Source organism: Vibrio sp. 10N.261.54.A5, from assembly GCF_041471145.1.
Taxonomy (GTDB): domain Bacteria; phylum Pseudomonadota; class Gammaproteobacteria; order Enterobacterales; family Vibrionaceae; genus Vibrio; species Vibrio crassostreae_C.
On record NZ_JBFRNU010000021.1, the window covers coordinates 74,460 to 99,947 of the forward strand.

The 25,488-nt window shown below is 44.1% G+C and carries 20 protein-coding genes; 8 read left to right on the forward strand and 12 right to left on the reverse strand.

Annotated features, from left to right (window positions below):
• The first annotated feature begins 56 nt into the window (after positions 1 to 56).
• A complete protein-coding gene (locus AB4329_RS06525) occupies positions 57 to 386 on the forward strand; it encodes a hypothetical protein (protein WP_017058851.1) in 330 nt (109 codons plus the stop codon).
• Positions 387 to 488: 102 nt separating this feature from the next.
• On the opposite strand, the gene AB4329_RS06530 is transcribed toward AB4329_RS06525, so the two are convergent.
• Both AB4329_RS06530 and lamB read right to left on the reverse strand, forming a co-directional pair.
• Positions 489 to 1,316: a MalM family protein gene (locus AB4329_RS06530; protein ID WP_372137892.1), complete on the reverse strand. Its 828-nt coding sequence runs from the start codon at positions 1,314 to 1,316 to the stop codon at positions 489 to 491.
• 165 nt (positions 1,317 to 1,481) lie between these two features.
• Entirely contained in the window at positions 1,482 to 2,702 is a 1,221-nt protein-coding gene (gene lamB / locus AB4329_RS06535; protein ID WP_017058853.1) for a maltoporin LamB, read from the reverse strand.
• 433 nt (positions 2,703 to 3,135) lie between these two features.
• On the opposite strand from lamB, the gene glgX reads away from it, so the two are divergent.
• The 3 genes from glgX to AB4329_RS06550 all read left to right on the forward strand — a co-directional run bounded on the left by glgX (position 3,136) and on the right by AB4329_RS06550 (position 7,964).
• Positions 3,136 to 5,121, forward strand: coding sequence for a glycogen debranching protein GlgX (gene glgX, locus AB4329_RS06540; RefSeq protein WP_017069732.1), 1,986 nt, complete (start codon positions 3,136 to 3,138; stop codon positions 5,119 to 5,121).
• A gap of 240 nt (positions 5,122 to 5,361) precedes the next feature.
• Positions 5,362 to 7,104, forward strand: a complete 1,743-nt coding sequence (locus AB4329_RS06545) for a diguanylate cyclase (protein WP_102398418.1) — start codon at positions 5,362 to 5,364, stop codon at positions 7,102 to 7,104.
• Positions 7,105 to 7,235: 131 nt separating this feature from the next.
• Positions 7,236 to 7,964 (forward strand): tRNA (adenine(22)-N(1))-methyltransferase TrmK, encoded by a 729-nt coding sequence (locus AB4329_RS06550; RefSeq protein WP_017072289.1) that lies wholly within the window; start codon positions 7,236 to 7,238, stop codon positions 7,962 to 7,964.
• 105 nt (positions 7,965 to 8,069) lie between these two features.
• On the opposite strand, the gene AB4329_RS06555 is transcribed toward AB4329_RS06550, so the two are convergent.
• Complete coding sequence (locus AB4329_RS06555) at positions 8,070 to 9,014, reverse strand: acyltransferase (RefSeq protein WP_017063993.1); 945 nt, start codon at positions 9,012 to 9,014, stop codon at positions 8,070 to 8,072.
• Positions 9,015 to 9,345: 331 nt separating this feature from the next.
• On the opposite strand from AB4329_RS06555, the gene AB4329_RS06560 reads away from it, so the two are divergent.
• Both AB4329_RS06560 and AB4329_RS06565 read left to right on the forward strand, forming a co-directional pair.
• Positions 9,346 to 10,146: a ferredoxin--NADP reductase gene (locus AB4329_RS06560; RefSeq protein WP_017058858.1), complete on the forward strand. Its 801-nt coding sequence runs from the start codon at positions 9,346 to 9,348 to the stop codon at positions 10,144 to 10,146.
• Positions 10,147 to 10,758: 612 nt separating this feature from the next.
• Positions 10,759 to 11,751 (forward strand): 2-hydroxyacid dehydrogenase, encoded by a 993-nt coding sequence (locus AB4329_RS06565; RefSeq protein WP_102398419.1) that lies wholly within the window; start codon positions 10,759 to 10,761, stop codon positions 11,749 to 11,751.
• A gap of 120 nt (positions 11,752 to 11,871) precedes the next feature.
• Here AB4329_RS06565 and AB4329_RS06570 read toward each other — a convergent pair whose 3' ends face one another.
• The 8 genes from AB4329_RS06570 to ltnD all read right to left on the reverse strand — a co-directional run bounded on the left by AB4329_RS06570 (position 11,872) and on the right by ltnD (position 21,139).
• The gene (locus tag AB4329_RS06570; RefSeq protein WP_065583767.1) at positions 11,872 to 12,744 is read right to left on the reverse strand and encodes a patatin family protein; all 873 of its coding nucleotides are present in this window, start codon (positions 12,742 to 12,744) and stop codon (positions 11,872 to 11,874) included.
• Between the two features lie 217 nt (positions 12,745 to 12,961).
• Complete coding sequence (locus AB4329_RS06575; RefSeq protein WP_017066332.1) at positions 12,962 to 14,413, reverse strand: catalase; 1,452 nt, start codon at positions 14,411 to 14,413, stop codon at positions 12,962 to 12,964.
• 199 nt (positions 14,414 to 14,612) lie between these two features.
• Positions 14,613 to 15,782, reverse strand: coding sequence for a glycerate kinase (locus AB4329_RS06580; protein WP_017066333.1), 1,170 nt, complete (start codon positions 15,780 to 15,782; stop codon positions 14,613 to 14,615).
• 113 nt (positions 15,783 to 15,895) lie between these two features.
• The gene (locus tag AB4329_RS06585) at positions 15,896 to 17,350 is read right to left on the reverse strand and encodes a GntP family permease (RefSeq protein WP_050620404.1); all 1,455 of its coding nucleotides are present in this window, start codon (positions 17,348 to 17,350) and stop codon (positions 15,896 to 15,898) included.
• Between the two features lie 180 nt (positions 17,351 to 17,530).
• On the reverse strand, positions 17,531 to 18,307 hold the full coding sequence (gene otnI, locus AB4329_RS06590) for a 2-oxo-tetronate isomerase (protein WP_137001417.1): 777 nt from the start codon (positions 18,305 to 18,307) through the stop codon (positions 17,531 to 17,533).
• Positions 18,307 to 18,954: an aldolase gene (locus AB4329_RS06595; protein ID WP_170967991.1), complete on the reverse strand. Its 648-nt coding sequence runs from the start codon at positions 18,952 to 18,954 to the stop codon at positions 18,307 to 18,309. Before AB4329_RS06595 ends, otnI begins: the two co-directional genes overlap by 1 nt.
• An 11-nt stretch (positions 18,955 to 18,965) precedes the next feature.
• Positions 18,966 to 20,222, reverse strand: coding sequence for a 3-oxo-tetronate kinase (gene otnK, locus AB4329_RS06600; RefSeq protein ID WP_137001416.1), 1,257 nt, complete (start codon positions 20,220 to 20,222; stop codon positions 18,966 to 18,968).
• Positions 20,223 to 20,224: 2 nt separating this feature from the next.
• Complete coding sequence (ltnD, locus tag AB4329_RS06605) at positions 20,225 to 21,139, reverse strand: L-threonate dehydrogenase (protein ID WP_137001415.1); 915 nt, start codon at positions 21,137 to 21,139, stop codon at positions 20,225 to 20,227.
• Positions 21,140 to 21,419: 280 nt separating this feature from the next.
• On the opposite strand from ltnD, the gene AB4329_RS06610 reads away from it, so the two are divergent.
• Together AB4329_RS06610 and AB4329_RS06615 are read left to right on the forward strand one after the other, a co-directional pair.
• Entirely contained in the window at positions 21,420 to 22,178 is a 759-nt protein-coding gene (locus AB4329_RS06610; RefSeq protein WP_372131713.1) for a DeoR family transcriptional regulator, read from the forward strand.
• A 180-nt stretch (positions 22,179 to 22,358) separates the two neighbouring features.
• Positions 22,359 to 22,820 (forward strand): hypothetical protein, encoded by a 462-nt coding sequence (locus AB4329_RS06615; protein ID WP_017060924.1) that lies wholly within the window; start codon positions 22,359 to 22,361, stop codon positions 22,818 to 22,820.
• Positions 22,821 to 22,863: 43 nt separating this feature from the next.
• Here AB4329_RS06615 and AB4329_RS06620 read toward each other — a convergent pair whose 3' ends face one another.
• A complete protein-coding gene (locus tag AB4329_RS06620) occupies positions 22,864 to 25,095 on the reverse strand; it encodes a hypothetical protein (RefSeq protein ID WP_372137894.1) in 2,232 nt (743 codons plus the stop codon).
• Positions 25,096 to 25,488 lie beyond the last annotated feature (393 nt).

Sequence of the window (25,488 nt, forward strand, 5' to 3'; positions counted from 1 at the left end):
CAGCAAAACACCGCAGTTGTTTGCGGTGTCGTTAAATTTTGATTAGGAAAACTTCCATGAACCGTAAACATATCATCAAAACCATCCAAATGGGCATCGTGACTACAGCATTGATGGGCGGGATGGCTTTGGCTAATACCACTGATCTTGTAGAATCTACCGACGCTGCTCGCGCCCTGGCACATACTCCTAGCACTGCAACAACGCAACAAATACAAGCTGAAAATGCCGCGCACAAACAGGCACTGCAAACACTTGAAAGCAACGGTAATGTTGATCAATATATGGAAACGGATAAAGCAGGGGAAACGACTACTGGTCACGTATCAAAATGCGAAAATACAGAAGTCCCTTTAGGCGAGAAAGTTGCTGAACATTGCAAATAAAAAGCATATACATTAAAGCGGTATTCGATAGGGTTCCTTAGAAGATGCTAACCGATGCTTAAATTACAAGCATTGCACTTTTAAAGGAACCCTTTATCTATATTACTTGGCGTTGACGGCTCGCACAAAGGCTTCTTGTGCACCTTCAATACCAAGGGCTTTTGCTTCATCTAATAAGCTAAGTGCTTTGGGAATATTGTCTGCGTCTACTGCTGCTTGAATGGCATTATGGTAGTAAGTTTGTGTTTCTGGTTGAATAGTCTCAACCTTAGCTGCTGCCGCTGGTTTAGCGTTAGATTCACTGCTAGAGCCAAATGAGAATAAGCCCACTCTATCAATAGTCACTTCAATCTTACCGACATTCGCGTTTGGAACGGGGATGTCTTCTACTTCTGGCAGGTAGTTACCGCGGCCTTCCGCATCTAAACGTGCAGGGTGAATGACATCAGTAAAACCACCAAGATCTTCTTGCTCTGTATAGATAACTAAGTAAACAGATTCAGCAGTTGTCGGTGGGTAAAAATCATTTTCTGCAACAAGACGGTTGCCCAAATGCAACCTAGGCTTCGCGTATTCGAAGCTCTCTTTGCCATAACGCTCTAACTCGCGACCGTTTTTATCGTAAATCACGGCATTCGGCACAAATGCTGTATCACCGATCATGCTGGTGATCTTAATAGAGTATTCACCGCGATCCGCTGGTAGCTCGATCGCTACTACAGGGCTGTTTATACCCTGATAGTTTAAAATTTGACTGTCTGGTGTTACATCGAAAATTGCCGAGCTTGGAAGCTTCATCGGGGCAAATTGAAGACCAGCAATAGAGTTAACTTGTTCAGCCTGTGCCACTTGCACTTGCTCGACTACTTGTGCAGATTGACAACCGGCCAACGCAACACAACCACTCAACATTAGAGCTTTAAAATACATAACCCTTCCTTCTTGTTATTTTTTTAAGAAATTTACTAACTTTAATTACCACAAAGAGAACTATTCACCTAGGGAACGATCAACTTAATCGTACATTCCTTAAAAAAATAGCCGACGCGAGCCGGCTATGAATTAGGACAGTTTAGGATTTGTTAAGCTAAGTGTTTACCACCAAGCTTCAGCTTGGATACCGAACACGTACTCAGTATCGTCGCCGTTGAATGCATCTTTGTTTTCAGTATCTAGGATGTAAGAACCGTAAACACGAATTTCAGGACGAGCCCAGAAGCTGTCACCCATAGCCCAAGCTTGAGCTACTGTGAACTTAGCGTTACCGAAATCTTCTTTAGCTAAACCGCTGTCTGAAATTTTCTCACCAGCATTGTAACCTGCTTCGAAGATAGTACGCATAGTGTCGTTCCACTTGAACATTGGACGAGCAACTACAGAGTACTGGTCGATATCAAAGTTTTTGTTTGTGTAAACGCCTGCAGCTTGACCACCGATGTCGCTACCAGATAGGTATGCTAGTTGGTGACCCATTTCCCAAGATTCGCCTAGGTTCATTACACCCCAGTTGATCAAACGGAAACCAGATGCATCGTTGAATGCTTCAGTACCACGAGCGTAGTATGTACCTGAACCCCAGAAGTTAGCCGCCTGAACACCGTAACCGTTAGTACCGTATTGAAGGATAGTTTGGTGGAAACCGTTATCCATACCTTGGTGAATGATCGCAGAAGCTAGTAGGCCATCATCCGCTTCTTCACTCTTATCATCAGAGTCAGTTGCAAAGTTGTACGCTAATGCTAGCTCTAGAGATGCATCTTGCCATAGGCCAATGTTCGCTAGACGAGCATCAAAAATGTAACCTGTAGACTCGTCGTGGTCACCGTCTTGAATCAGCGCAACAGAAAGCTTCTGGTCACCAATAGATAAGTTTTCAATACCACCACCGGTACCTGACGTGTTTAGGAAGTAAAAGTCAGTGATGTGGATATCTTTACGTTGGTAGTATGTTTTACCAGCCCAAAGCGTTGCTTCTTTGTCTGAAGCGATCACGCCTTTAGCTTTAACAGCAAATTGTGCAACGTTGAAATCACCGTCTTCCCAACCATTAGAACCGTTGTTGCCTTGAGCAATCATAGATTCTACGCGCCACGTTTGCTCGCCAGTTTTTAGTTCTTCAGCTAGACCAAACTCGTAGTAGTTGTCATTTTCGTTACCTAGACGACCAATACCGTTTTTATTTACTGATACGTCGCCGTTACCGTTACCGCTAATACCAGTACCAGCACGCATGTAGCCATTAAAATCTACAGCGAACGCAGAGCCAGCAGCTAATGTAGTTGCCACTGCAACAGCAATCAAACTTACTTTTTTCATTCTTAACTCCATTAAGGACGATTTATTTTAGGTTTTTATATTTTTGCTCTCTTGCGGCAACCAAAGGCAGTAATGGTAGTCGTAAGATAGAGAGGTTTAGGGTTTCCCCTGATTCGTTTCAACGGGGTCAATATTAAGAGGGGATGACAAGTTTGACTTCCTCCGCCCCTAAGTTAATTAAGGGGGACTAGAGGGGAGTAGAAAATATACAGAATGGTGTTTTAAAGAGGTAGATCACTTAATATAGGAGGAGTAGACAGCACACAGATCTAATTATTCAACATAAGTGAGATCTAGCTCAAATATATAATTTGAACTTCATCGATGAATTATTTTTTTACCGTAATTAATCTGTGAAGTTGCTTGACCTTACTGTGACAAAGCCTTTTACTAATAGTTCACTGATGTTGATAAACGAACAAGAAATCAAGCAATGACTAGAACGCTCGCTCGCCCTTATCCGCTAGGCGCAACGCTAGGTAACACTGGCTGCAACTTCTCTATTTATTCTCCTGACTGTAAATCTCTTTCACTCGCTCTTTTTGACGAGAACGACGAATTCACCACTTATAAATTGGAAAATGAATACGCTGATATCAGATATGTCTTTATTGATGGTATTAAAGCGGGGCAAAAATACGGCTTCATTGCCGAAACGGACAATGGCCCTATCCTGCTTTCAGACCCGTATGCCAAAGCAATAAGCGAACCGCTCGATTACGTCACGCCATATACCAATGAAAAAAGCTTTGCTATGGCGAAATGTGTCGTTGTTGATGACACCTTCGATTGGCAAGATGTAGAAAAGCCACGCATTAGCCGCGAAGATACCGTTCTTTTTGAAACGCATGTAAAAGGTCTATCTCAACTGCACCCAGAAGTGGCTGCCAATACTAAAGGACGCTACTTAGGGTTAGTGAGCCCTGAAATGCTTGCGTTCTACAAACAGCAAAATATCAACTCTCTACAGCTTTTGCCCATTGCCGCATGCATGCATGAACCACACCTATTAGACATGGGTAAAGTGAACTATTGGGGTTACAACCCATACTTGTTCATGGTGCCAGACCCACGCTACGCAGAAAAAGACGCTGTTAATGAACTCAAAACCGCCATTCGTGAACTTCACCGAAATGGCATCGAAGTCATTCTAGACGTGGTGTACAACCACACAGCAGAAGGTGGCGAAGGTGGTACAACCTTCAACCTCAAAGCGCTAGATAGCCGCTACTACATTAAACATGGCTGCCATTACGCGAACTTTACTGGTTGTGGTAACACCGTTGATCTCACCCACCAGCCAGCACTCAACTTAGTGATGGATACGCTTCGCTATTGGGTAAGTGAGTTCCAAGTCGACGGCTTCCGTTTTGATTTGGCTGCAACACTGGGGCGCGAAGGTGACAACTACAACCCTGAGGCTGCATTCTTTAAAGCTGTGGCTCAAGACCCTGTACTTAAAGAAACCAAGCTCATTGCAGAACCTTGGGACATCGGTCCGAATGGCTACCAAGTGGGTAATTTCCCGCTAGGCTGGAATGAGTGTAACGACAAACTACGAGACATCACACGTAGCTTCTGGCGCGGTGATCAGGGTTACCTAAAAGAGTTTGCTACACGCCTAATGGGCTCTCGTGATATCTACAGTGCAGCGCACTGGCCTTACAAACTCACCGTCAACTACATCACTTACCATGATGGCTTCACCATGCAGGACCTTGTCTCGTACAAGCACAAGCACAATGAAGAAAATGGTGAGAATAACCGCGATGGGCATGGTGATAACCGTTCTGAAAACTACGGTGTTGAAGGTGAAACCGAAAACCTGTTAGTTATCGCAACACGTGAAAAGCAGAAACGCAACTTCATGGCGAGCCTGCTGTTTGCTTTTGGTATTCCTCATATTTTGACGGCCGATGTGTTATCTCATACTCAAAAAGGTAACAACAACGCTTACTGCCAAGATGGCGTGACCAGCTGGCTTAACTGGGAAGATTCAGAGCGCAAGACTTACTTCAAGACTTGGTTATCTGAAATGATCTCTGCTCGTCAGCAATACATGGTGCCGTTTATTAAGGCATTCAGTGGCGAAAAGCGTAACTCTAACCGCATCTTCTGGAGCCGTGTCGATGGCACACTTATGGAGCATGACGACTGGAACCGCTTAAGCTCAGTCGCTTTGCATTTAGGTATTGGTAAAGATGGCGACGAGTTAATTTATCTTATCAACCAAACCAATGCGCCAGCACGTTTCTCGTTACCGAATGACCGTGAACAAAACTGGGTAACCATCTGTGATACCAACTTGCGAAACGTTAAACCCGGTCATGCAGAAGGTGAAATGTTGTTGTCGCCAACTTCGATGGCAATTTTGCACTATTCGCCAGATCAGGCTGATTTGATTAAAGCAAAAGCTTAGTCAGCTTAATAAAACACCGAAAACCATAGAAGCCAGTTATATTTGCAGCTGGCTTTTTTGTTAGCTGAATATCATAAAAATCATTCATCCATATGGAATCATTTGCATTGATGTGGTTAATGAAACTGTTTAGTATTGCCGTACTATAAAAATGAATCTATAACGTCTTTGGATATCATGGCTTTACCTAAAACATTAATTCGGCTTTTTAAACCATACATTATTTTATTAACTGGAGGGATGCTCTATCTTGCTATGACTCAGCTTGAAAAAGTAGAAACAGCAGCAACAGAACAATCATCATCAAACATTCGTATCGCAAGCTCTACCATTCGTTCCAACATCGAAGCCACATTCGGCAAACTCTATTTTTTAGAAACCAGTCTAGGCTTGCCTAAAACGGCTCCAATCGGTGATAAAAAATTCAGAGAATTGAGTGATAATATTCTAAGAAGAACACCAAATTTCTCCGATATCGTTCGATACCAACCTAACTCCCAACATTATGTCTCCACTCGTGGCCTTCCTCTTTCCAATGAACAAATCGCCACAATACAATGGCATTCAATAGACGGTGTTGTAGAAGATTTTTACATCTCTTCCGTTTACCAAAAAGCCGATGGACGATGGGTTTTCGCCGTTAAACACACTGCAGAAAAGCTCAACGAAGAAATATGGATTGAGTTTGATTTAATGCATACCACGCAAGGTTTAAGAGATTTAAAAACGCTTAATAATGGCTATGTATTTGTTGTAGACAGAGCAACAGAGCGACTGGTATTCCACCCGGATCCACAGCGTATCGGTTCTAAATCCATCAGCTTCCATGCAGGGATCAGCCACCAACTCTCACAAGGTGAAACCGTTGGTAAGCACGAATATTACTATCAAGATAACTTCAAAATATCGGTATTTGACGCAGACAACAGCTTAAATTGGGTGTTCATTGCGGGCACTGACCGCCATGACATCTTAACCAGCTCACATCAATTTACGTTGACGGGCTTAGTACTGGGCTCACTCCTGCTATTGTGGATTGGTGCCAACTATCTGGCTTATCGTTTGAACGTGTCCTTGTCGCAACTGAATAAAGTCGATGACCTTGTAAGCTTTAAGCGAGAGTTAAAATCCATACTGGATAGTTTCACCTACCAAAAAGGCATTCAATTCTGTCTCTATCAGCTTGAGAACCACGCATTCAGTACCATCGACTATCACGGAAACAAATCCACGGTACATTGTGACAAAGCCCTTGCAGAGCGATTTACACCGGACACTATGGCTTACCGAAGTGGTAAGTACGCCGATCCACTGGCGTGTAAACTCAAAATACACCAACGTCATTACTGTATTCCTTTGCACTCTCGTCAGCAGTTGATCGCAGTGTTGTACGTAAACGTAAACTTACCGATCAGCCAGAGTATTCTACGAATGATCCGTGATTACACTGAAGTCTCTTTGTCTAACTTACTGCTTCAACATCAATTGAGCAGCAAAGATCTGATGACGCAGTTAGACAATAAGAGCAGTTTCAGCATCGCCATCGAAAACTACGTGAGCGAGCCCGATACCTATGTCGCTCTGCTTGATATCGATAACTTCGACCACGTAAACCGAGCCTACGGTGAAGCGGTTGGCGACAAGATGATCAAGCTGACTGCAGAATCGATACGCAGTTACTTCCCCAAGCCAAAGGGACTTTGCTTGGCTCGTGTTGGAGGAAAGGAGTTCGCAGTATTATTCAAAGCCAATGATGTGAAAGATGCCAAATTCCAGCTAGACCAGTGCAGAGTCGCAATCGCGGAGAAAACCATCGTCACTCCAGATATCACCTTATCGCTAGGGGTTAGCGTGGGATACTCGCAAATAGAGGGTGAAACAGACTCAGCTTTAGCGCTGGCGGAACAAGCGAAACTTATCGCGCAACAACTTGGTAAGAACCGAGTGGAAGGCCATATCAGAGCCGTTGCCAAAGCATCGTAAACCTATACTTACATTTCTGTAGCCACTACAAAGCACCTAGGATTCACACCCTAGGTGCTTTTGTTTTTCTAGAAAGTCATTACAATGCGCCTTCGATAAGACAACACCCCTTTTCTAACGACGCGAACCTTATGAAGCTAAGTAACCGACTGCAAACTCTCCACTCCCTTGTCAGCAATGACTACCAGCATATTTGGGACTGTTGCTGTGATCATGGCTTTTTGGGTGTTCAACTGTTATCGGATAATAAAGCGCCTCAGATTCACTTTGTCGACATTGTCCCGTCTCTGATGAGTGAGCTTGAAGGCAAGCTAGCGCGCTACTTTCCGCAAGATAACAGAGCCGAACAAACGGTTAGCAGCCAATGGCAAGTCTACTGCATGGATGTCGCCGCTATTCCGCTTGAGAAACATACAGGCAAACACCTAGTTATTATTGCGGGTGTCGGTGGCGATCTTACTCAAAAGCTCGTCGATGATATTCATCGTCAACACCCAGACAAAGCGATCGATTTCTTGCTTTGTCCGGTGCATCAGCAATTCGAGTTGAGAAGCCATTTAAAGGCGATCCATTTTGGTCTTATTGATGAAGTGTTGATTGAAGAGAACCGTCGTTACTACGAGATTTTATTGGTGAGTAATAGTCGCGGTGATTCAGAAAAGAGCCAAACCGTTAGCGAGATATCAAACGTCGGTGACAAGATCTGGACACCAAGTTGTGATGAACAAGTGAAGGTATCACAGCAATACAAAGCCAAAACATTGCAGCACTACTTACGTATCCATCAAGGACAAGAGAAGCAAGGAAAACCTAGCCAAGTAAAGCATATTATTGATGCTTACCAGGCGGTTAAGCCATAGTAAGTACTAACTTAATGGTTTGAATATTAAGAAAGTCAAATTAATAAAAAAGCCGATAGTTCAATGAGCTATCGGCTTTATTAATGCTATCGATTCAGTTTTAGCTTACTGTTCTTGTTTCTTATAAGCCACATCAGGCTCGTCAACTGTCTCTACCTCAGAAGGCTTATCAACCCCATAAACCGTATCAAGGTAGACGTCTTTCTCTTTCCACGTGCTGTTCAACCAATTGTGGAAGCGACGTTTAAAAGCCTTATCTTCAAAGTAATTACCGTTCACGTTCTCATCCATTGGATGCAATTTAATACGCACAACGACCTTAGTCATTTTGCCCTTCAGCATATCTTCAAACGGAGAGGTTTGGTTTTCAGGGTAAGCTAAGGTCACATCCACGATGCCATCCAAAATTGGGCCCATTGCAGATAAAGCAAATGCCACGCCCCCAGTTTTCGGCTTCAATAAGTGGCGATAAGGGGTCTTTGCTGACGCCAGTTTCTCGTGGTTTGCACGAGTCCCTTCAACAAAATTAACCAATGTTGTCGGTGCTAATTTGAACTTAGTACACGCTTTATTGATTGCATTAAAATCATCATTACGGCGTTCTGGGTTGCGTAATAGGAACTCACGAGAGTGGCGTCTCATGAATGGCATATCTAAGCCCCAGCAGGCCAAGCCAACAAATGGTACGTACAACAATTCATGTTTCAAGAAGTACTTCGTCATCGGCATTTTGTCTTTTAGGATTGAAGACAAAATCACAATATCTGCCCAGCTTAGGTGGTTGGACATCATCAAATACCACTGCTTGGTCGAAATATCTTCCCCCCCTTCCACTTGCCATTCGATATCGTTATTGGCGTTCAACATCCATAAATTAAGAGAAGCCCAACACCAGAATGTGAAGTTAGCTAAGCGAGTGCATGATTTTTGAACGACAGAAATTGGCAAAATAAGTTTGATTAGGGCAAACAGGCTCACAGCCAATGCGGTGAATGCAGTATTAATGGTCACGAACAATACGTTCAAGGCCATACGAAGATTATCAAGCATAAAACACAGTTATATTGAGAACGAAAGCCGCCATTATACGCATCTATAAATTATTCTCTTCAGTAATTGGTTGAATATCCTAGGGGTCAAACCACTCAACCTATGTTAACGATGTTCAACCAGCTAAAGTCTATTAAAACGAAACCAAAACACATGCACGAGTCATTTGGACTCAAATAGTATATTGTCTTTTTGACAACATTCGACCCAATAATTAACCTTTAATAAGTATTGATAAGCATTCTCATTATTGGCGTGGTACATGCAACTCTAAAGTGTAAATAGTTGAGTATCCTTAATGAGATAACTTCTCTTCTTAAAGGTGGATGATATGACAGATATTCCTCATGGTTTAGTTACAGGCAAAGTCCTAAACAAAACAGAATGGACAGATCAATTGTTCTCACTCCAGGTTAGTGCACCTGTCTCTTCTTATCAGGCAGGTCAGTTCACGAAACTTGGCTTACTTAACAGTGAGGATGAGTTCGTAAGACGCGCCTATTCGATGGTGAACGCGCCAGAGCACGAACAAGGTCATCAACATCTGGAATTTTTGATTATTAAGGATCAGAACGGTCAGCTTTCACCTCAACTTCATGAGTTGAAGATGGGCGATGACATCTTTGTCGGCAAAGACCCAAGTGGCTTTATGACCTTAGATGAGATCCCAGAGATCGCCGACGATCTATGGATGCTTTCAACCGGAACCGCGGTAGGCCCATTTATCTCAATACTTGAGAGCATGCAGATACAGCAAAATGAGTTGGCTTCAGACAAAGCCTCTTCATTCAAGAATCTGGTTCTAGTGCATGCTGTAAGAACAGAGCAAGACCTGACTTATCGAGATCGTATCACTCAACTCGTTAATCACTTTCAAGGGAGACTTAAATATGTGCCAATTATTTCTAGAGAATCAGTTACCGGAACTTTGCGCGGACGAATCCCAAATTTGTTACTTGGAGGCGACCTCGAGCAAGCCGCGTCTGTCGCTTTCAATCAAACCCGCAGTTTTTTCTACCTTTGCGGCAATCCGCAAATGGTTCGTGACACAAGCGAAGCGCTAACTAGCTTAGGTTTCGAAAAGCACTTACGCAGAAAACCCGGTCAATTCAGCAGTGAGAACTACTGGTAAATAACAACCGCCACTCGTTAGACAGAAGCACAACTTTCAAAGAACAGTTAGAGAAGAGGTTTTATATGAGTCATTTACGTATTCCGTCACACTGGAAAATTCAACGTTCCACACCCGAAAGTAAGATTCATTCAATATTGATGAACTTATAAGCAAGCAACCTCGTAATGTGATTTTTAATGTTCAATAAGTGAAGACAAAAGATCAAATAACCATAGCAATTACAATGACTAATGGTGATAGACAAGAGAAAAAAACTCTAGCACACTGAATAGAGTTGTAGGGCATGTTGACCTATCGAGCTGATTTTTGCAGCCGTTTGTGGGTTATTTATACAAGGCAGAGAATTCGACGTGTAGCTCGCCTACATGAGAATTCGATAACGCTGTAGAAAGGAACCACAAACACTGCCCGAAGGGTTCGGCTAAAATCGTTTTACTCTTTGTTGAGAGGGTTTTGCTTAGAATGACTAGGCGGCAAACCTCTCGTCGCGATTAAAACGATTTTATCTCGAACAAAACTTAACCGCGAAAGGTCAACATGCCCTTGTTTTAATCCCGTTTCAGAGAATGAATCAGTGGGTTATTTATATTTTAGGTAAGAGAGGAAGCCATGCTCAACATTGCTTTTTTTAGCTCAAAATCATACGACGAAAAATCATTCGAACTAGCAAAAGGCGAACTCAACGCTGAGTTTCATTTTCACGATTTTCGACTCACCACAACAACAGCAAAAATGGCGCACGACAACGAAGTGGTTTGTGCGTTTGTAAACGATGACCTATCGCGAGACGTGTTAGAGATTCTTGCTCAAGGCCGCACCAAGTTAATCGCGATGCGCTGTGCGGGCTTTGACAAGGTCGACCTAGACGCAGCCAAAGAGTTTGGTCTGCAAGTGGTTCGCGTTCCGGCTTACTCACCAGAATCGGTAGCAGAACACACGGTTGGCATGATGATGTGTTTGAACCGTAAACTACACAAGGCATACCAACGCACTCGTGATGCGAACTTCTCTCTTGAGGGGTTAGTTGGCTTTAACTTCCACGGTAAAACGGTCGGTATGATTGGCTCGGGTAAGATTGGCCTAGCGACGATGCGAATTCTGAAGGGTTTAGGCATGAATATCCTATGCTATGACCCATATCCAAACCCGTTAGCTGTTGAGTTAGGCGCTAAATACGTTGAACTCGACGAACTTTACCAAGAGTCTGATGTGATTTCTCTACACTGCCCAATGAGTAAAGAGAACTACCACCTATTAGATGCGACTGCGTTTGAGAAGATGAAAGACGGCGTGATGATTGTCAACACCAGCCGTGGTGAACTACTGGATTCCACAGCTGCTATCGAAGCGCTTAAACAGAGTAAGATTGGCGCACTTGGTCTTGATGTGTATGACAACGAGAAAGAGCTGTTCTTCCAAGACAAATCAAACGACGTGATTGTCGATGATGTGTTCCGCCGTCTATCTGCTTGTCACAACGTGCTGTTCACAGGTCACCAAGCTTTCTTAACCAAAGATGCTCTGTTCAATATCGCGAACACAACACTCACCAGTGTTGATGCTTTCTTTGCTGGCAACACCAGCGGCAACGAACTCGTTTAATAACAGATTGAGTTAACAGCAGGCTGAGTTAAAAACAAACTAGGTCTACAGATACAAAGCCACGCTATTCTGAAGTGAACAGCGTGGCTTCGTCGTTTATTCAGTATTCTAAAACCGTTCCTAGACGCAGAAATGACAATCTTCAGTGTCTAAACCATAAACGCCTTTTCTAATAGCAAGGTGCTCTTCACCGGCTTTGACGCCCATCTCGTAACCTGTATTAAGAGTACTTTGATCCATAGTTAAACGCTTTACTGCGAACGCTTCTGGCGGCGCTATCACTTTAATGGTCGCATCTTTGGGTGGGTTACGAATGAACTCCAGAGACTGGTTGTAGTTTTCAGCACGCACCGCCATCGATTCAGCAATATTTGGGAATTTCTTTAATAGTTTCTTCAGCATCCATTGGTGCTTTTGAGGCTTCATTCGGTAGCTCAATGGGTGAGACAGAATCACGGTAATATCGCGTGCGCCACGGCGATATGCTTCACGAACCGGAATCGAATCGGCTACACCGCCATCGGTATAACAGCCACCAGAGAAACACGGAGTTTCACGGTAAGCGATAGGTAAAGCCGTTGTTGCTTCAACAACATTAGAAAGGTTTTCTGGCTTAATATGGTAGTAGTCTGCACTGCCCGTATCGACATTTGTGACAGCAGCAATGAGTGGGATACTTGAAAACAACTCACCACAATCGAGCGGATAACGTTGATTGGATTCGTTCCATAACCATTTAACATCTACCAAGTTACCGCCTTTGGCAAAGCGAGCAGGATTAAAGAAAGTTTTATCCGTCGCCATCGTGGTGATCACATCATAACTGCGTTTTGGTGCATGAGATAAGTAGCCAACCAGATTCGACACACCTGCAGATACGCCGATGGCAAAATCATAAGGACGGAAATCGTCTTGCATGAAGGCGTCTAAAACTCCAGCAGCAAAAATACCTCTCATTGCTCCACCTTCAACGATTAATGCGCTCTTATTCATCTCAAACTCCTCTACTTTCTAAACTGATAGTCGTAGAATAATCCCATCACTCTTACAAAGATAATGGGATAGATTTATCAATTCGATAGGTAAAAACTATCAATGTGGATTATTAAATTTTTCAATGATTTAGGGTTGCTTAATAAACAGCGAGATCAAAAAAGGCCGTTGAGTGATTCACTCAACGGCCTTTCAATTAACGAATCAAGATGATTGATTACGACTTAAATTCGCTCACGTCGATTTCAAGCAGTTTACCAATGCCTTCACCGTATGCAGGGTCAGCTTTGTAACAGTGTCTTAGGTGACGCAATTGAATCTCTTTTGGCACGCCGCCTAGGTTGCGAGCAGTGTTATCAAAAAGAATCGCTTGCTTCTCTGGTGTCATTAGGCGGAACAAGTCACCCGGTTGCGAGAAGTAATCTTCATCTTCGCGGTGATCCCAGTGTGCTGCTGCGCCATCTAGGTTCAGTGCTGGTTCAGCGAAATCTGGTTGCTCAGCCCATTGACCTTCGTTGTTTGGCTCATAACCTAATGTGCCACCGAAGTTACCATCGACACGCATCGCGCCATCACGGTGGTAGCTGTGTACTGGGCAACGAGGCGCATTCACTGGAATGTGCTGATGGTTTACACCCAAACGGTAACGTTGTGCATCACCGTAAGCAAACAGACGACCTTGCAGCATCTTGTCTGGCGAGAAGCTGATACCTGGAACTACGTTCGCTGGGTTGAATGCTGACTGCTCTACTTCTGCGAAGAAGTTTTGCGGGTTACGATTTAGCTCAAATTCGCCCACTTCGATCAACGGGTAATCTGCATGAGGCCAGATCTTAGTCAAATCGAACGGGTTGTATGGAACCTTCGCTGCATCCGCTTCTGGCATCACTTGTACTTTCAACGTCCATTTCGGGAAATCTTGGTTATCGATGCTGTCTAGCAAATCACGTTGGTGGCTTTCGCGATCATCACCGATCACTTGTGCCGCTTCTGCATCAGAAAGGTTCTTAATACCTTGCTGAGATTTGAAGTGGAATTTCACCCAGAAACGTTCGTTATCAGCGTTGATGAAGCTGAACGTGTGGCTACCAAAGCCGTGCATGTGACGGTAAGTCGCAGGGATACCACGGTCACTCATTACGATAGTAATTTGGTGCAGAGCTTCCGGCAAAGAAGTCCAGAAATCCCAGTTGTTTTTCGCGCTACGCATGTTGGTGCGTGGGTCACGTTTCACCGCGTGGTTTAAGTCAGGGAACTTAAGAGGATCACGAAGGAAGAATACTGGCGTGTTGTTGCCCACCATATCCCAGTTGCCTTCTTCAGTATAAAACTTCAATGCAAAGCCACGAATATCACGTTCAGCATCGGCAGCACCGCGCTCACCCGCAACTGTTGTGAAACGTGCAAACAAGTCGGTTTTTTTACCTATTTCAGAGAACAATTTTGCCTTGGTGTATTTTGTGATGTCGTGTGTAACGGTAAATGTGCCGTAAGCACCTGAGCCTTTCGCGTGCATACGACGCTCTGGAATCACTTCACGATCAAAATGGGCCAATTTCTCCAAAAACCAAACGTCTTGAAGAAGTTGTGGACCACGTTTGCCCGCCGTTTGAACATTCTGGTTATGAGCGACAGGACAACCCGCAGCTGTGGTCAGTTTTTTACTCATGGTCTATTCCTTAAGGTTAAAGATATCGCATCGTTGCCACATCTTAGATTTAAGTGGATTCAATACTTTAAAAACCACTAAAACAATATGGATAAAGAATAGACCTGAGTTGGCAGAAAATATAATCGTTTATATTTATCGTTGTTATCTATGAAACCTATTGAACTTCACTGCGAATAAGCCTATGTATAACTTCGGTTTATTTAAAAATGGCATGGCCTAACCTCAGAGTTGAGGCAATGTTCCTCGCCGTTCTGGTTAGGTTCAATTCAGCTTCTCGCAGTACTTGCTCGAGTGACTGAGGAGAGCGCACTGTACCAAACAAGCTGTTCATTTCACCATATAAGGCTTCGACTTCTGTACCTAAAGAACCTGCAATCCCTATGGTCGGAATGCCTTGTAAGCTCGCACGTTTGGCAATGCCATAAGGCGTCTTTCCTTGCAGAGTTTGATTGTCCATTTGCCCTTCACCGGTAATCACAAGATCTGCGCCTTTCAATACTTCATCGGCTTGCAAAACATCAAGCACCATCTCAATACCCGGTTTAATCTGCATGTTAAACAACAAACCAAGCCCCATTGGAGCACCACCAGCCGCGCCATAACCAGTACGCTTGTGAACGGGATCATCCCCACGAACACAACCTTGCGATTCAACTACTTGAGCAAAATTCTCAAGCGCCTTATCAAGCATCACAACTTGTTCTGGGCTTGCGCCTTTTTGTGGGCCGAATATATGGCTAGCACCGTTATCACCACACAACGGATTATCGACATCGCACGCCACAATTAACTCGATATCAGCATAGCGTGAATCTAAACCAGTAAGATCAATCGATGATAAATCAGCTAGTGCAACGCCACCTCGGTTAAGCTCTTGCCCTGCATTATCTAACAGTGTCCCACCTAATGCTTGAACAATACCTGCACCGCCATCATTAGTTGCACTGCCACCCAATCCAAGAATAATCGCTTGAGCGCCCTGCTCTATCGCCTCCAAAATCAATTGCCCCGTTCCGAATGAAGAAGCAATCAATGGATCACGCTGCTCTGGTTTCAACAAGTCCAAACCCGATGCAGCAGCAATTTCAACCAGTGCCGTTTTGTTCGGGTTGCTATTGGATGACTCAAGCATCGCCCATTCAGCATTAACTTGTTGCCCTAACGGCCCTTCGACTTGCCTATGTCGCTTTTCACCAACAAGCCCTTGGAGCAATACATCCACAGTCCCTTCACCACCATCAGCCAAAGGCAATGTTACGTATTCAGCGTCTGGGAAGATTTCACGAAAGCCCTTTTCAATACACGCCGCCACAGATACAGCCGATAGAGATTCTTTAAACGAGTCTGGTGCAATAACAATTTTCATACTGAGAGATCCAAAAGATTAGTAATTTTGATGAGTGCCCAATCCAAAAATGCCCCTATTGAAGATCAGCAAGCTAATCACTTAATAGGGGCAGTATATAAAGGTAAGTAGTATTAGTTAGTAACGGCTGTCTTTACTTGTGATTTCTCTTTGCTTTTTAGCCACACGAATACAGCACCTAGAACCGCAATTGGAATCAGTGGGTCGATCAACGTACCGCCTTTACCAAACACTAAGTTTAGAATCATGATGATGCTTGCACCAATCGCCCATGCGATAGTTGAAGACACAGACCAGATCTTAATTTGGTCAGCAAGTTCAGTAATACCTAACGTACGGTTGATGATGTGGAAGTATGAATCGTTCAAATGAGAGAAGCCAACCGGACCTACCGCACATGCAAGTGCTACGAATACTGGGTCTAGACCTAACGTTTCAACCAATGGCAGCGTCATCGTTGCTGCAACCATCATTGATGCCGTTGCTGAACCTTGGATTAGACGAAGCATTGAAGCAATTGCTAGTGGTACAAGTAGTGGTGGAATACCGCTGCTCGCGATAGCTTCGGCTACTTGAGGGCCAGCACCTGATGCTTTAAGTACTGCACCCATTGCGCCACCACAGCCAGTTACCACAAGAATTAGACCTGTAGTAGACAGAGCATCATCCATAGAGCTAACCATGTCTTTGCGCTCAATATGACGAGTAAGACCGTATAGCGCCATAAGAACACCGATACCAACAGCAACCACTGGGTTACCAATCAACGAAATAACGTTGTGCATTGCAGTGTCACCTTGACCAACAAGCGTGTTGATTAGGATGAATGCGATTGGCAGCAGAATTGGACCGAATGATAAAAAGTTACTTGGTAGCTCTCTGTCATCTGTTTCTTTTACTTTCTCAAGGTTTGCCCAATCAGCTTGGTTAGTAATCCATGTCTCTCCGTTTGGTACGCGGTAGTACTCATTACCTACTCGGCGAATATAAATCATAGAAAGAAGCATCATAGGGATAGAAACCATCAAACCCCATAACATGTATTCACCTAGGTCTACACCCAGAATTCCAGCCACAGCAACTGGACCCGGTGTTGGTGGCACAAGTGCGTGAGTGATAAGCAAGCCAAGCGCTAGAGTTACACCAAGGCCAACCGCTGACTTACCCGTATCACGTGAAATTGCGCGAACAAGAGAATGCAAAATGATGTACGCAGAGTCACAGAAAACTGGGATAGCGACAAGCACCCCTGTAAAACCTAGTGCTAAGTCTTCACGACCTTTACCACACAGCTTTACAAACGTTTTTGCCATTCGAACAGCGGCTCCAGATCGTTCGAAACACGCGCCCATGATAACGCCGAATGCGATGATCAAACCAATGCCACCAAGCACGCCACCAAAACCAGCTTTAATTGCATCAATCAACTCTGTTGGCGCCATACCCGCAAAAAGACCCATGATGATACTTGCAATAACCATAGCAAGTGCGACTGGGATTCTCGTTTTAATGATCATACCCATCATGGCTAAGATGCCAATTACGATGCCTATCAGTGCTCCATCCATTTTTATATTCCTTTTGTCTCTTTCTTCATTTTTATGAAAATTGTAGGGTGGTGCATATAGGTGATATCGGGATCACCTATTGCACTTTATCGTTATGTGTTGGCTTACCTGTAAGACGTGTTATCTAAATCAGTTCTTTACTTTTATGGTTCGTTACATATAAACGGCATTCACACCGCGCTATAAATAACTTTTTACCCAGCTAAGCCCCTCTTCTGTCGTGCCTCTTGGGTTATATTCACAACCAATCCAACCTAGGTAACCTGAATCATCCAGAACATTAAATAGATGTGGGTAATTCAGTTCGCCTTCCGATGGTTCATGCCTTTCTGGTACAGAAGCAATTTGGATATGACCGGTATAAGCAGCCACTTCACGAATCAAAGTACTTAAATCACCATCCATGATTTGCGCGTGATAAAGGTCGAGTTGCAGCTTCACATTTGGCCTATCGACTAACTTAATAAGTTCAACAGCGTCACGTTGGTGAGCAACGAAATAATTAGGAACATCACGGCTATTTAGCGGTTCAATCATCAATTCGATGTTATGCTCAGCAAACTTATCTGCGGCAAAACGAATATTTGAGATAAAGGTTTCAACGTGTTGCTGCCTCGTGAAATTCGCATCATGTAGACCCGACATCGCGTGAACTTTCTTGCAGTTCAGCGCTTTAGCGTACATAAGCGCCGTATCAACACTAGCTTTAAACTCTTCTTCACGGCCAGGAATCGCTGCGAAGCCTCGTTCACCTGCGTCCCAATCACCCGGAGGCATGTTGAACAGCGCCTGTTCAAAGCCAAATTTTTGCATTTTTTCGGCAAGCTCTTCGGCCTCAAATGCATAAGGGAATAGGTATTCAACTGCTTTGAAACCGACTTGATGTGCTTTTTCAAAGCGATCTAAAAATGGTACTTCTGTGAATAACATCGTTAAGTTTGCTGCGAACTTAGCCATTATTTGCCTCTCCCTTTTAAATCCATAACTTCTTCGTCCGTTAGGTAACGGATATCATTCCCTTTCAATAAGAATGCTAATTTGGCGGTCTCTTCTAGCTCTTCAGCGTTATCAACGGCATCAACAAAGTCAGTGCCTGTTACTACTGGGCCGTGGTTTGCTAACAAAAATGCTCGATAATCACCTGCTCGTTTTGCCAACTCTTCAGCGATTTGCGGGTCACCCGGACGTAGGTAAGGAATGACTGGTAACTCGCCAATTCGCATCACGAAATACGGTGTGAAAGCCTTAATCGCGTTGTTACGATCCAACCCTTCAAGGCAAGATAGTGCAGTTAGGTATGTAGAGTGCAGGTGTACAATCGCATTGCACTCCGCATTATTTCTATAAATCGCTAGGTGGAATGCCGCTTCTTTAGAAGGCTTCTTACCTGAGATGTGGTTGCCATCGATATCAACAACCGACAATTCTTCAGCGACAAGGCGGCCAAATGAAGAGCCTGTTGGTGTTGCTAGAAAATACCCATTAGGTAATTTGATAGACAGGTTACCTGCACCACCAGTGGCGTAACCTCGTTCAAACATTGAACGAGCGAGCGTGACCATTTGCTCTCTTAACTGCTGCTCGTTCATCAAAACTTTACTCATTTGAATCTCGCTTATGAAAAGAATGATTGAGCTTTAGCGAAGAAGTTTTCATCACCAAAATTGCCCGATTTTAGCGCTAGTGATAACTCACCTTCGACCGATTTAACCCAAGGCACACCTGGTGCAATTTGAGGACCAATATGAAAACCTTTCACAGCTAGGCTTTGCGTCACGACGCCTGATGTTTCACCACCAGCAACGATGAAGTTTTTCACGCCATGTTGTTGTAGTTTGATAGCGAGTTGACTAAAAAATTGTTCAACTGCGTGGCTTGAAGCTTGTGCGCCGTACTCTTCTTGAATTGCTTTTAGTGCGGCAGCATCTGCGGTTGCATAAACCAAAGGAGCAAACTCGCCTTGGTTATTGGTCATCACCCAATCGAACACTTCATTGGCGTATTGATCATTGGTTAAGCAAGCCTTCACATCGATAGCAAAGTGAGGAGCAAGCTGCTTGTATACCGCAACTTGTTGGTTAGTCATCACTGAACAAGAACCAGAGAACACAACGGTTGGTGCTTTGACTGGGCTACCGGCATGTTTTGCATCACTTTGGTCAGCAAGATGTTCTGTCCAGTTTTTAGCGATACCAGCAGCTAGGCCTGAACCACCTGTGATTAGTTTCAAAGATTTAGCCGCTTGACCTAGCGTCACCAAGTGATCTGCATTAAATGCGTCTACCACGGCGTAGCGACTACCTTGAGCTTTGAGTTCGTTAAAACGAGCGGTAACCGCATCAGCGCCCTGTTCAATCGTTTGAAAGTTAACTAAACCGGAAACACCTTCTGATTGTGCGTCCATCATTCGAACCACACTTGAATCCGTCATTGGTGTAACAGGGTGATTACGCATACCTGAATCACTGAGCAACTCATCAAAAACAAACAAGTGACCGTTGTAAACCGTGCGACCATTTACTGGCAATGCAGGGCAAACCATAGTGAAAGATTCTCCAAGTTCAGCCAAAAGTGCATCTGTTACGGGACCAATATTGCCCTCAGCGGTACTGTCGAACGTTGAGCAGTATTTAAAGTAAAACTGTTGGCAGCCTTGATATTGAAGCCATTTAAGCGCAGTAACCGAATCCGTCACCGCTTGGTCAGCTGGGCAAGAGCGAGATTTAAGGCTGATCACCACAGCATCTGCTGATGTGTCAAACTCTCCCGTTGGAATCCCATTCAATTGAACAGTGCGCATACCGTTTTCAACCAAGAAACCAGCAATGTCTGTAGCACCTGTAAAGTCGTCTGCAATAACACCTAATAACATGATTATTTCTCCGCCTTTGATGTGTTTACACCCGGTAGGTCAATACCTTGGAAGACTTTTATCACTGCACTGTCGTCTTCTTGACCAAATCCAGCATTACTCGCGCTAACGAACATGTTCAGTGCTGCACTTGATAATGGGAGTGGGAATTTCAGGTCTTGAGCGGTATCTGATACCAAGTTCAAATCCTTCACAAAGATATCAACCATAGATTTTGGAGAGTAATCACCATCGACTACGTGCTTCATGCGGTTCTCGAACATCCAAGAGTTGCCCGCTGCATTCGTAACAACGTCGTACATCAAATCAAGCGGAATGTTTGCGCGTGCGGCTAGTGCCATCGCTTCAGCGCCCGCAGCAATATGAACACCTGCTAGTAACTGGTGGATAATCTTAACGGTCGCACCAAGGCCAATGGTCTCACCGATGTTGTAGACTTTAGCTGCAGTTGCATCAAGTACCGGAGCCAGTACTTCAAATGTGGTCACCGCACCTGAAGCCATAATCGTCATTTCGCCCGCTTCTGCTTTTACTGCACCGCCGGACACTGGCGCATCCAGCATCACAAGATCATGTTCAGCAAGCTGAGCTTCGATTTGTTTCGCGTCTTCTGCTGAGATCGTTGCCGAGACCATAACTGGCGTGTTAGGTCTTAGTGCCGCCGCAAGACCAGTCTTAAACAGTACCGTGTTAACTTGAGCTGCATTCACAACCAATACCAAAACTGAATCAAGTTTGTCGGCAAACTCAACCGCGCTTGTAGAGACCGCTTTTGCGCCATATTCACCCAAGGTTTCAAGCGCTTGCGGATTCAAATCGAAACCATATACATCAAGGCCTGCACGGACGCATGACTTCGCTGCGCCCATGCCCATAGAACCTAAACCGATAACACCAACAGATTGAACTTCATTCATAGCAAGATGCCTTTCACGTAATTATTTAATTCTAGATTTGTTAATTCTTGTTTATGTTTGTGATTATATGTGAAGCAATCGAATGCGACTTAGTGATAAGTCACACTTTTAACAAAAGTTAACACACCTGAGTAATTTAACCCTTTAGAGGCATTAGGTAAGGGTAATTTCGGCAGCAATCACAGTTCTAATTGCTATTTCACAACAGATATTCACAGATATTCACAAAATAGCTAAAGATTGATAGGATGATGAAAAATAAGAACATAGAAGAAGAATCATGATTCCAGCGGAACGTCAGAGAACTATTTTGTCACTATTATCACACCAAGAAGTGATCAGTATTTCTGAGCTTGTTGAGCACTTAGAGGTGTCTCATATGACCATTCGTCGAGATATCGTAAAGCTAGAGACATCAGGGAAAGTGATTTCAGTTTCGGGTGGCGTTCAACTGACTAAAGCACTTCACTGCGAATTGTCACACGACATAAAGGTAGAACAGCAAGCAAGCGAAAAAGCTCAAATAGGTCAACTAGCTGCTCAATTGGTTCCTGAGTATTCGACTATCTACTTAGACGCTGGAACAACCTCTTTGGAGATCGCTCACCAACTTGCAGGGCGAGATGATCTGCTTATCATCACCAATGACTTCGCGATTGCCGCGTACCTAATGAACAGCACACAATCTGAGATTTACCATACTGGTGGCAAGATTGACCGTGAAAATCAATCAAGTATTGGGGGCAAAGTAGCTGAGTTCTTGGCAGGGATGAATATTGATATTGCGTTTATCTCATCTTCATCTTGGAATCTAAAAGGGCTCTCGACACCTTGTGAAAATAAGGTGTTAGTCAAACAAGCCATTGTTCAAGCAGCTCATTCAAACTATCTGATTTCAGACTCAACCAAATACGGACGTATCGCTACCTTCCACGCCTTAGATTTAAGTGCGCTTGATGGCGTAATCACCGACATTGATCTTTCGAGTAGTGTGATTGATGAGCTTCAAGATAAAGGCATCAAGGTCATTAATTCGTAACGGATCCCTCATCAAATTTCAGGCTCACCAACCAAACATTCAGAGCCTGAATGCCACAACTCCAAAATCATCTATTTATCTACTCGATAAAAATAATTCTTACAATTAAGCGTTTATATTGATTAATAATATTGGCGGCGGGCGGCATAATAGCCGCGAATCCTTCTAACGAGTTTGGTTATGTTCTACAAGCGTCTTTTGGTATTGGCTTTACCGCTTACTTTTGTGTTTCCCATCCATGCTGAAACGTTTGGTGAGCGAATGGCGCGCATCGAACAAGAGAATGTACTGGCGAAAACCATGAGTGAAGAACAAGTTGAATTGATACAAAAAGTCGTACAGACCAACCACTGCGCTAAAGTGGCGTTAACCCATCACCAACGCATTTTGGGGCAATATAAGGTTGAGACGTCTTCTTCGGAGTTATTCGTAAAATGGCGTCAACTCGGTAAGCAGTTAGACGCTCAATACGAGACAGATTACCCCGGCTACCCTAAGCACGCTTTTCAAGAATATCCAGCAGCTTCAAGCAAAGTCGATGGCTACCTTTTTGCTCTAATCGACAATGGTTTAAACGAGCAATCGTGGATCGCCAAAGAGTTTAAGCAGTGTAAAAAGAATAAGCTCATATCCCGAACCTAAGCTCTAGTCTGCTCTGGTTCGAGAGCACTCACTCGCATTGGTTCTAATAAAGTAAGAACAGCCCTTCATAACCGCCAATTTCGATTTCACTCACATAGTCACCAACGTTACCGTTAGCATCAACAGGTTTCATTGGGACATCCAGCGCAATGGTGAGTTTTGCCGCGTCATAAAAGCTCGGATTCTTACCGTGGAAATCCGTGCGATACAACACACGACCATTGCTGAACTCTCTCGCTAACACCATGTCCTCAGGACCACCAGCAACCACCTGATTTTCAGATTGATACATAAAGTACGTGAACGTCGGTAGAACGTGAGTCATGCCATTGGGCAGATCAGCATGCACCATTTCGTTCATCGAGGCATCGCCAACGATGGTGTAGTCAGCGGGCTGAGGTGTCGTTGTCGATAGCATCAAAGGAATCGGCGTAAAGCCTTGTGGGATTTGATGACTCGGCTCTCCCAAATCAACAGCCAATAACGAACTTGGTTGGTAGGCGATGTTTTTAGGGACACCACTTTGCCAGAAAATCTCAGCCGTCGTATTGCCACTTCCATAGACGTAACCATTGTTCCACTGATTAAAGTAGCTATGTTGAGCGTGTCGATTGAGGTGGTAGATCGCTAGGGTCGAGTATTGGTCTTGCTTCCAATTATCTTCACTATTTCCAAGATACTGAACTCGCCCATAACGCGTTGTCGCCTGAAAAATAACACTTTGCCCATTGTAGGCGAGCGCAGAATTATCCCAGAATTTTGAGATCCCCGAGTAACCACTAAACCCAGTAGACGGAAAAATGTAGTGCTCGCGTAAATACAGAGAGCCCGCCTCGCTAAGATGAGACTGTCCATTTCGACCCAGTAAGTTCGCGGTTCCGATATTCAACCCAATCGACGCATCACTTTCTAAAGCAGAAAGATTTTTGAGAAACGCAGAAAATTGTTGCTTGTAGAGATCATCCGCTTGATTCGAACCCGCAACAGCTCCTAACTCTTGAACATGCCCGCCAGAGTGAACATAGAACTGGTTCGAGCCAATGAGTTTATTTGTGTCGTCGTTGTACGCACCATTCAAACCTTGGCTTGCCCAGCTTTGCTTGTAGTAGCGATGAATGGCAGATAGATAATCCGCGTTTGCGACGTTTGTTAGCGACCAAGACGAGTTAGCGCTCCACATTCGACCAAATGGCACCACTCTTGATTCCCAACGAAAACGCGCTGTTGCGTTCTTATTGGTTCGATTTCGATACTCGCTTGGCGACAAGTAGTTATCACCATCTAGATCTGCAGACACATCAAAACCACGGATTTTTCGCCATTGGCTGATAGCATTGCCGTCCGGGGTTGAAGTCGGAGCATCGGTTAACTTGACGGTTGGACAACTGTTTTTGAGTTTTACTTCTTTTAAACGCGGCCTGTCGTCGGCATTCTCACTTTGCCAACGAACTCTCACAACGTATAAGCGCCCACCATCTCTCAAAAAGGTTGAACCAAAATACTGGCCGCCGCCATAACTCGCACCGCTCCCATCATGAGTTGTAGCTCTTAACCAGTTATCCGGAAGGTTCCAGATCACCGATTGGTTTTTGGTCATATTGAGCGTTTTGTCTTTCTTTACATCAAGCCTTTCCCATTGTGAAACCCTACCCTGAGAATCAATAGCAGTTGGGTATTCAATCCAAAATTCACCGCTGCCAGCAAACTGTGAGAACTTAAAGGTCAGCCGTTCGAACTGTTCAGCATGATAGACATACAAAGCCCCACCCTGTTCGAAATTCTCAAACACATCGGCATCCCACGGAGGCTCTTGATACAACCAAAAACCAGCATGGTCTTCACTGGCTGTATAACCCAAGATCATAGGTTTTCGGTTTAAAAGGGTCTTTTCGCCATGAGTTTTATCAACTTCGGCAATGACAGTATCTTCAGAAAAGTGCAGGAAATAGTCTTCGAAATTGAGGCCTTCTAACTCAGCTTGGTTACGGAGATCGTTCTCCAACCAACCCGAGTTCATCGCCATGACTTGGTTGTACATATAACCAATTGTCGTGGCCCGCTCATTGTCGGCTTTGTCGGCATACGCTCCGAACACAATGTCACTGTTGGTAATTTCCCAATCAATGACAGCATTCGCAGATAGTGGGGAGCCCGAAAGATCAACACCCGCTTCATGTTGCCCTGGCAGCACAACTGCTGTACCAACAGCAAAAGCGTAGCCAGCGATTAAACATGACGGTATGAGTGCGAGCAGCCCAGAAATGTAGGTTTTCATGATTCAAATTTCCTAATCGATACTGTCATGCCTTAAATCACAAGACGAAAAGTCAGCCAACTTACGTGTCAATTTAGGAATCAAAATACGAAAAAAGTATCGACTACATGGCTCTCTTGTTCAAGTGCTCGTCTGTCTTGTTTCATCGGTGGCAAGTAAAACGAGCAAATGCCGATTCAAAATCAATGCATTAAGGAAAATATAAGTTTTTGTGATTTTAATTTTATTTGGAAACCAAGTATCTCCGGCTAACGAGAAATCAGCTCAGATTTTCTCAAAATGAGAATAATACGGTTTGGAAGATGAGAAGTTATCAGAGCCTAGAACTCAGAATAGGACTTGGATTTGCTGTATCGAATCTCAGTTTGAGCGCCACACTATTGAAACTCAATT

Bases quoted from the DNA above. Each gene is read 5' to 3' on its own strand.
- glgX (WP_017069732.1), top strand. From the start codon at position 3,136: ATGACTAGAACGCTCGCTCGCCCTTATCCGCTAGGCGCAACGCTAGGT.
- AB4329_RS06525 (WP_017058851.1), top strand. From the start codon at position 57: ATGAACCGTAAACATATCATCAAAACCATCCAAATGGGCATCGTGACT.
- AB4329_RS06595 (WP_170967991.1), bottom strand. From the start codon at position 18,954: ATGAGTAAAGTTTTGATGAACGAGCAGCAGTTAAGAGAGCAAATGGTC.
- AB4329_RS06545 (WP_102398418.1), top strand. From the start codon at position 5,362: ATGCTCTATCTTGCTATGACTCAGCTTGAAAAAGTAGAAACAGCAGCA.
- lamB (WP_017058853.1), bottom strand. From the start codon at position 2,702: ATGAAAAAAGTAAGTTTGATTGCTGTTGCAGTGGCAACTACATTAGCT.
- AB4329_RS06555 (WP_017063993.1), bottom strand. From the start codon at position 9,014: ATGCTTGATAATCTTCGTATGGCCTTGAACGTATTGTTCGTGACCATT.
- AB4329_RS06565 (WP_102398419.1), top strand. From the start codon at position 10,759: ATGCTCAACATTGCTTTTTTTAGCTCAAAATCATACGACGAAAAATCA.
- AB4329_RS06620 (WP_372137894.1), bottom strand. From the start codon at position 25,095: ATGAAAACCTACATTTCTGGGCTGCTCGCACTCATACCGTCATGTTTA.
- otnK (WP_137001416.1), bottom strand. From the start codon at position 20,222: ATGTTATTAGGTGTTATTGCAGACGACTTTACAGGTGCTACAGACATT.
- AB4329_RS06580 (WP_017066333.1), bottom strand. From the start codon at position 15,782: ATGAAAATTGTTATTGCACCAGACTCGTTTAAAGAATCTCTATCGGCT.
- AB4329_RS06585 (WP_050620404.1), bottom strand. From the start codon at position 17,350: ATGGATGGAGCACTGATAGGCATCGTAATTGGCATCTTAGCCATGATG.
- otnI (WP_137001417.1), bottom strand. From the start codon at position 18,307: ATGGCTAAGTTCGCAGCAAACTTAACGATGTTATTCACAGAAGTACCA.
- AB4329_RS06530 (WP_372137892.1), bottom strand. From the start codon at position 1,316: ATGTATTTTAAAGCTCTAATGTTGAGTGGTTGTGTTGCGTTGGCCGGT.
- ltnD (WP_137001415.1), bottom strand. From the start codon at position 21,139: ATGAATGAAGTTCAATCTGTTGGTGTTATCGGTTTAGGTTCTATGGGC.
- AB4329_RS06570 (WP_065583767.1), bottom strand. From the start codon at position 12,744: ATGAATAAGAGCGCATTAATCGTTGAAGGTGGAGCAATGAGAGGTATT.
- AB4329_RS06610 (WP_372131713.1), top strand. From the start codon at position 21,420: ATGATTCCAGCGGAACGTCAGAGAACTATTTTGTCACTATTATCACAC.
- AB4329_RS06550 (WP_017072289.1), top strand. From the start codon at position 7,236: ATGAAGCTAAGTAACCGACTGCAAACTCTCCACTCCCTTGTCAGCAAT.
- AB4329_RS06560 (WP_017058858.1), top strand. From the start codon at position 9,346: ATGACAGATATTCCTCATGGTTTAGTTACAGGCAAAGTCCTAAACAAA.
- AB4329_RS06615 (WP_017060924.1), top strand. From the start codon at position 22,359: ATGTTCTACAAGCGTCTTTTGGTATTGGCTTTACCGCTTACTTTTGTG.
- AB4329_RS06575 (WP_017066332.1), bottom strand. From the start codon at position 14,413: ATGAGTAAAAAACTGACCACAGCTGCGGGTTGTCCTGTCGCTCATAAC.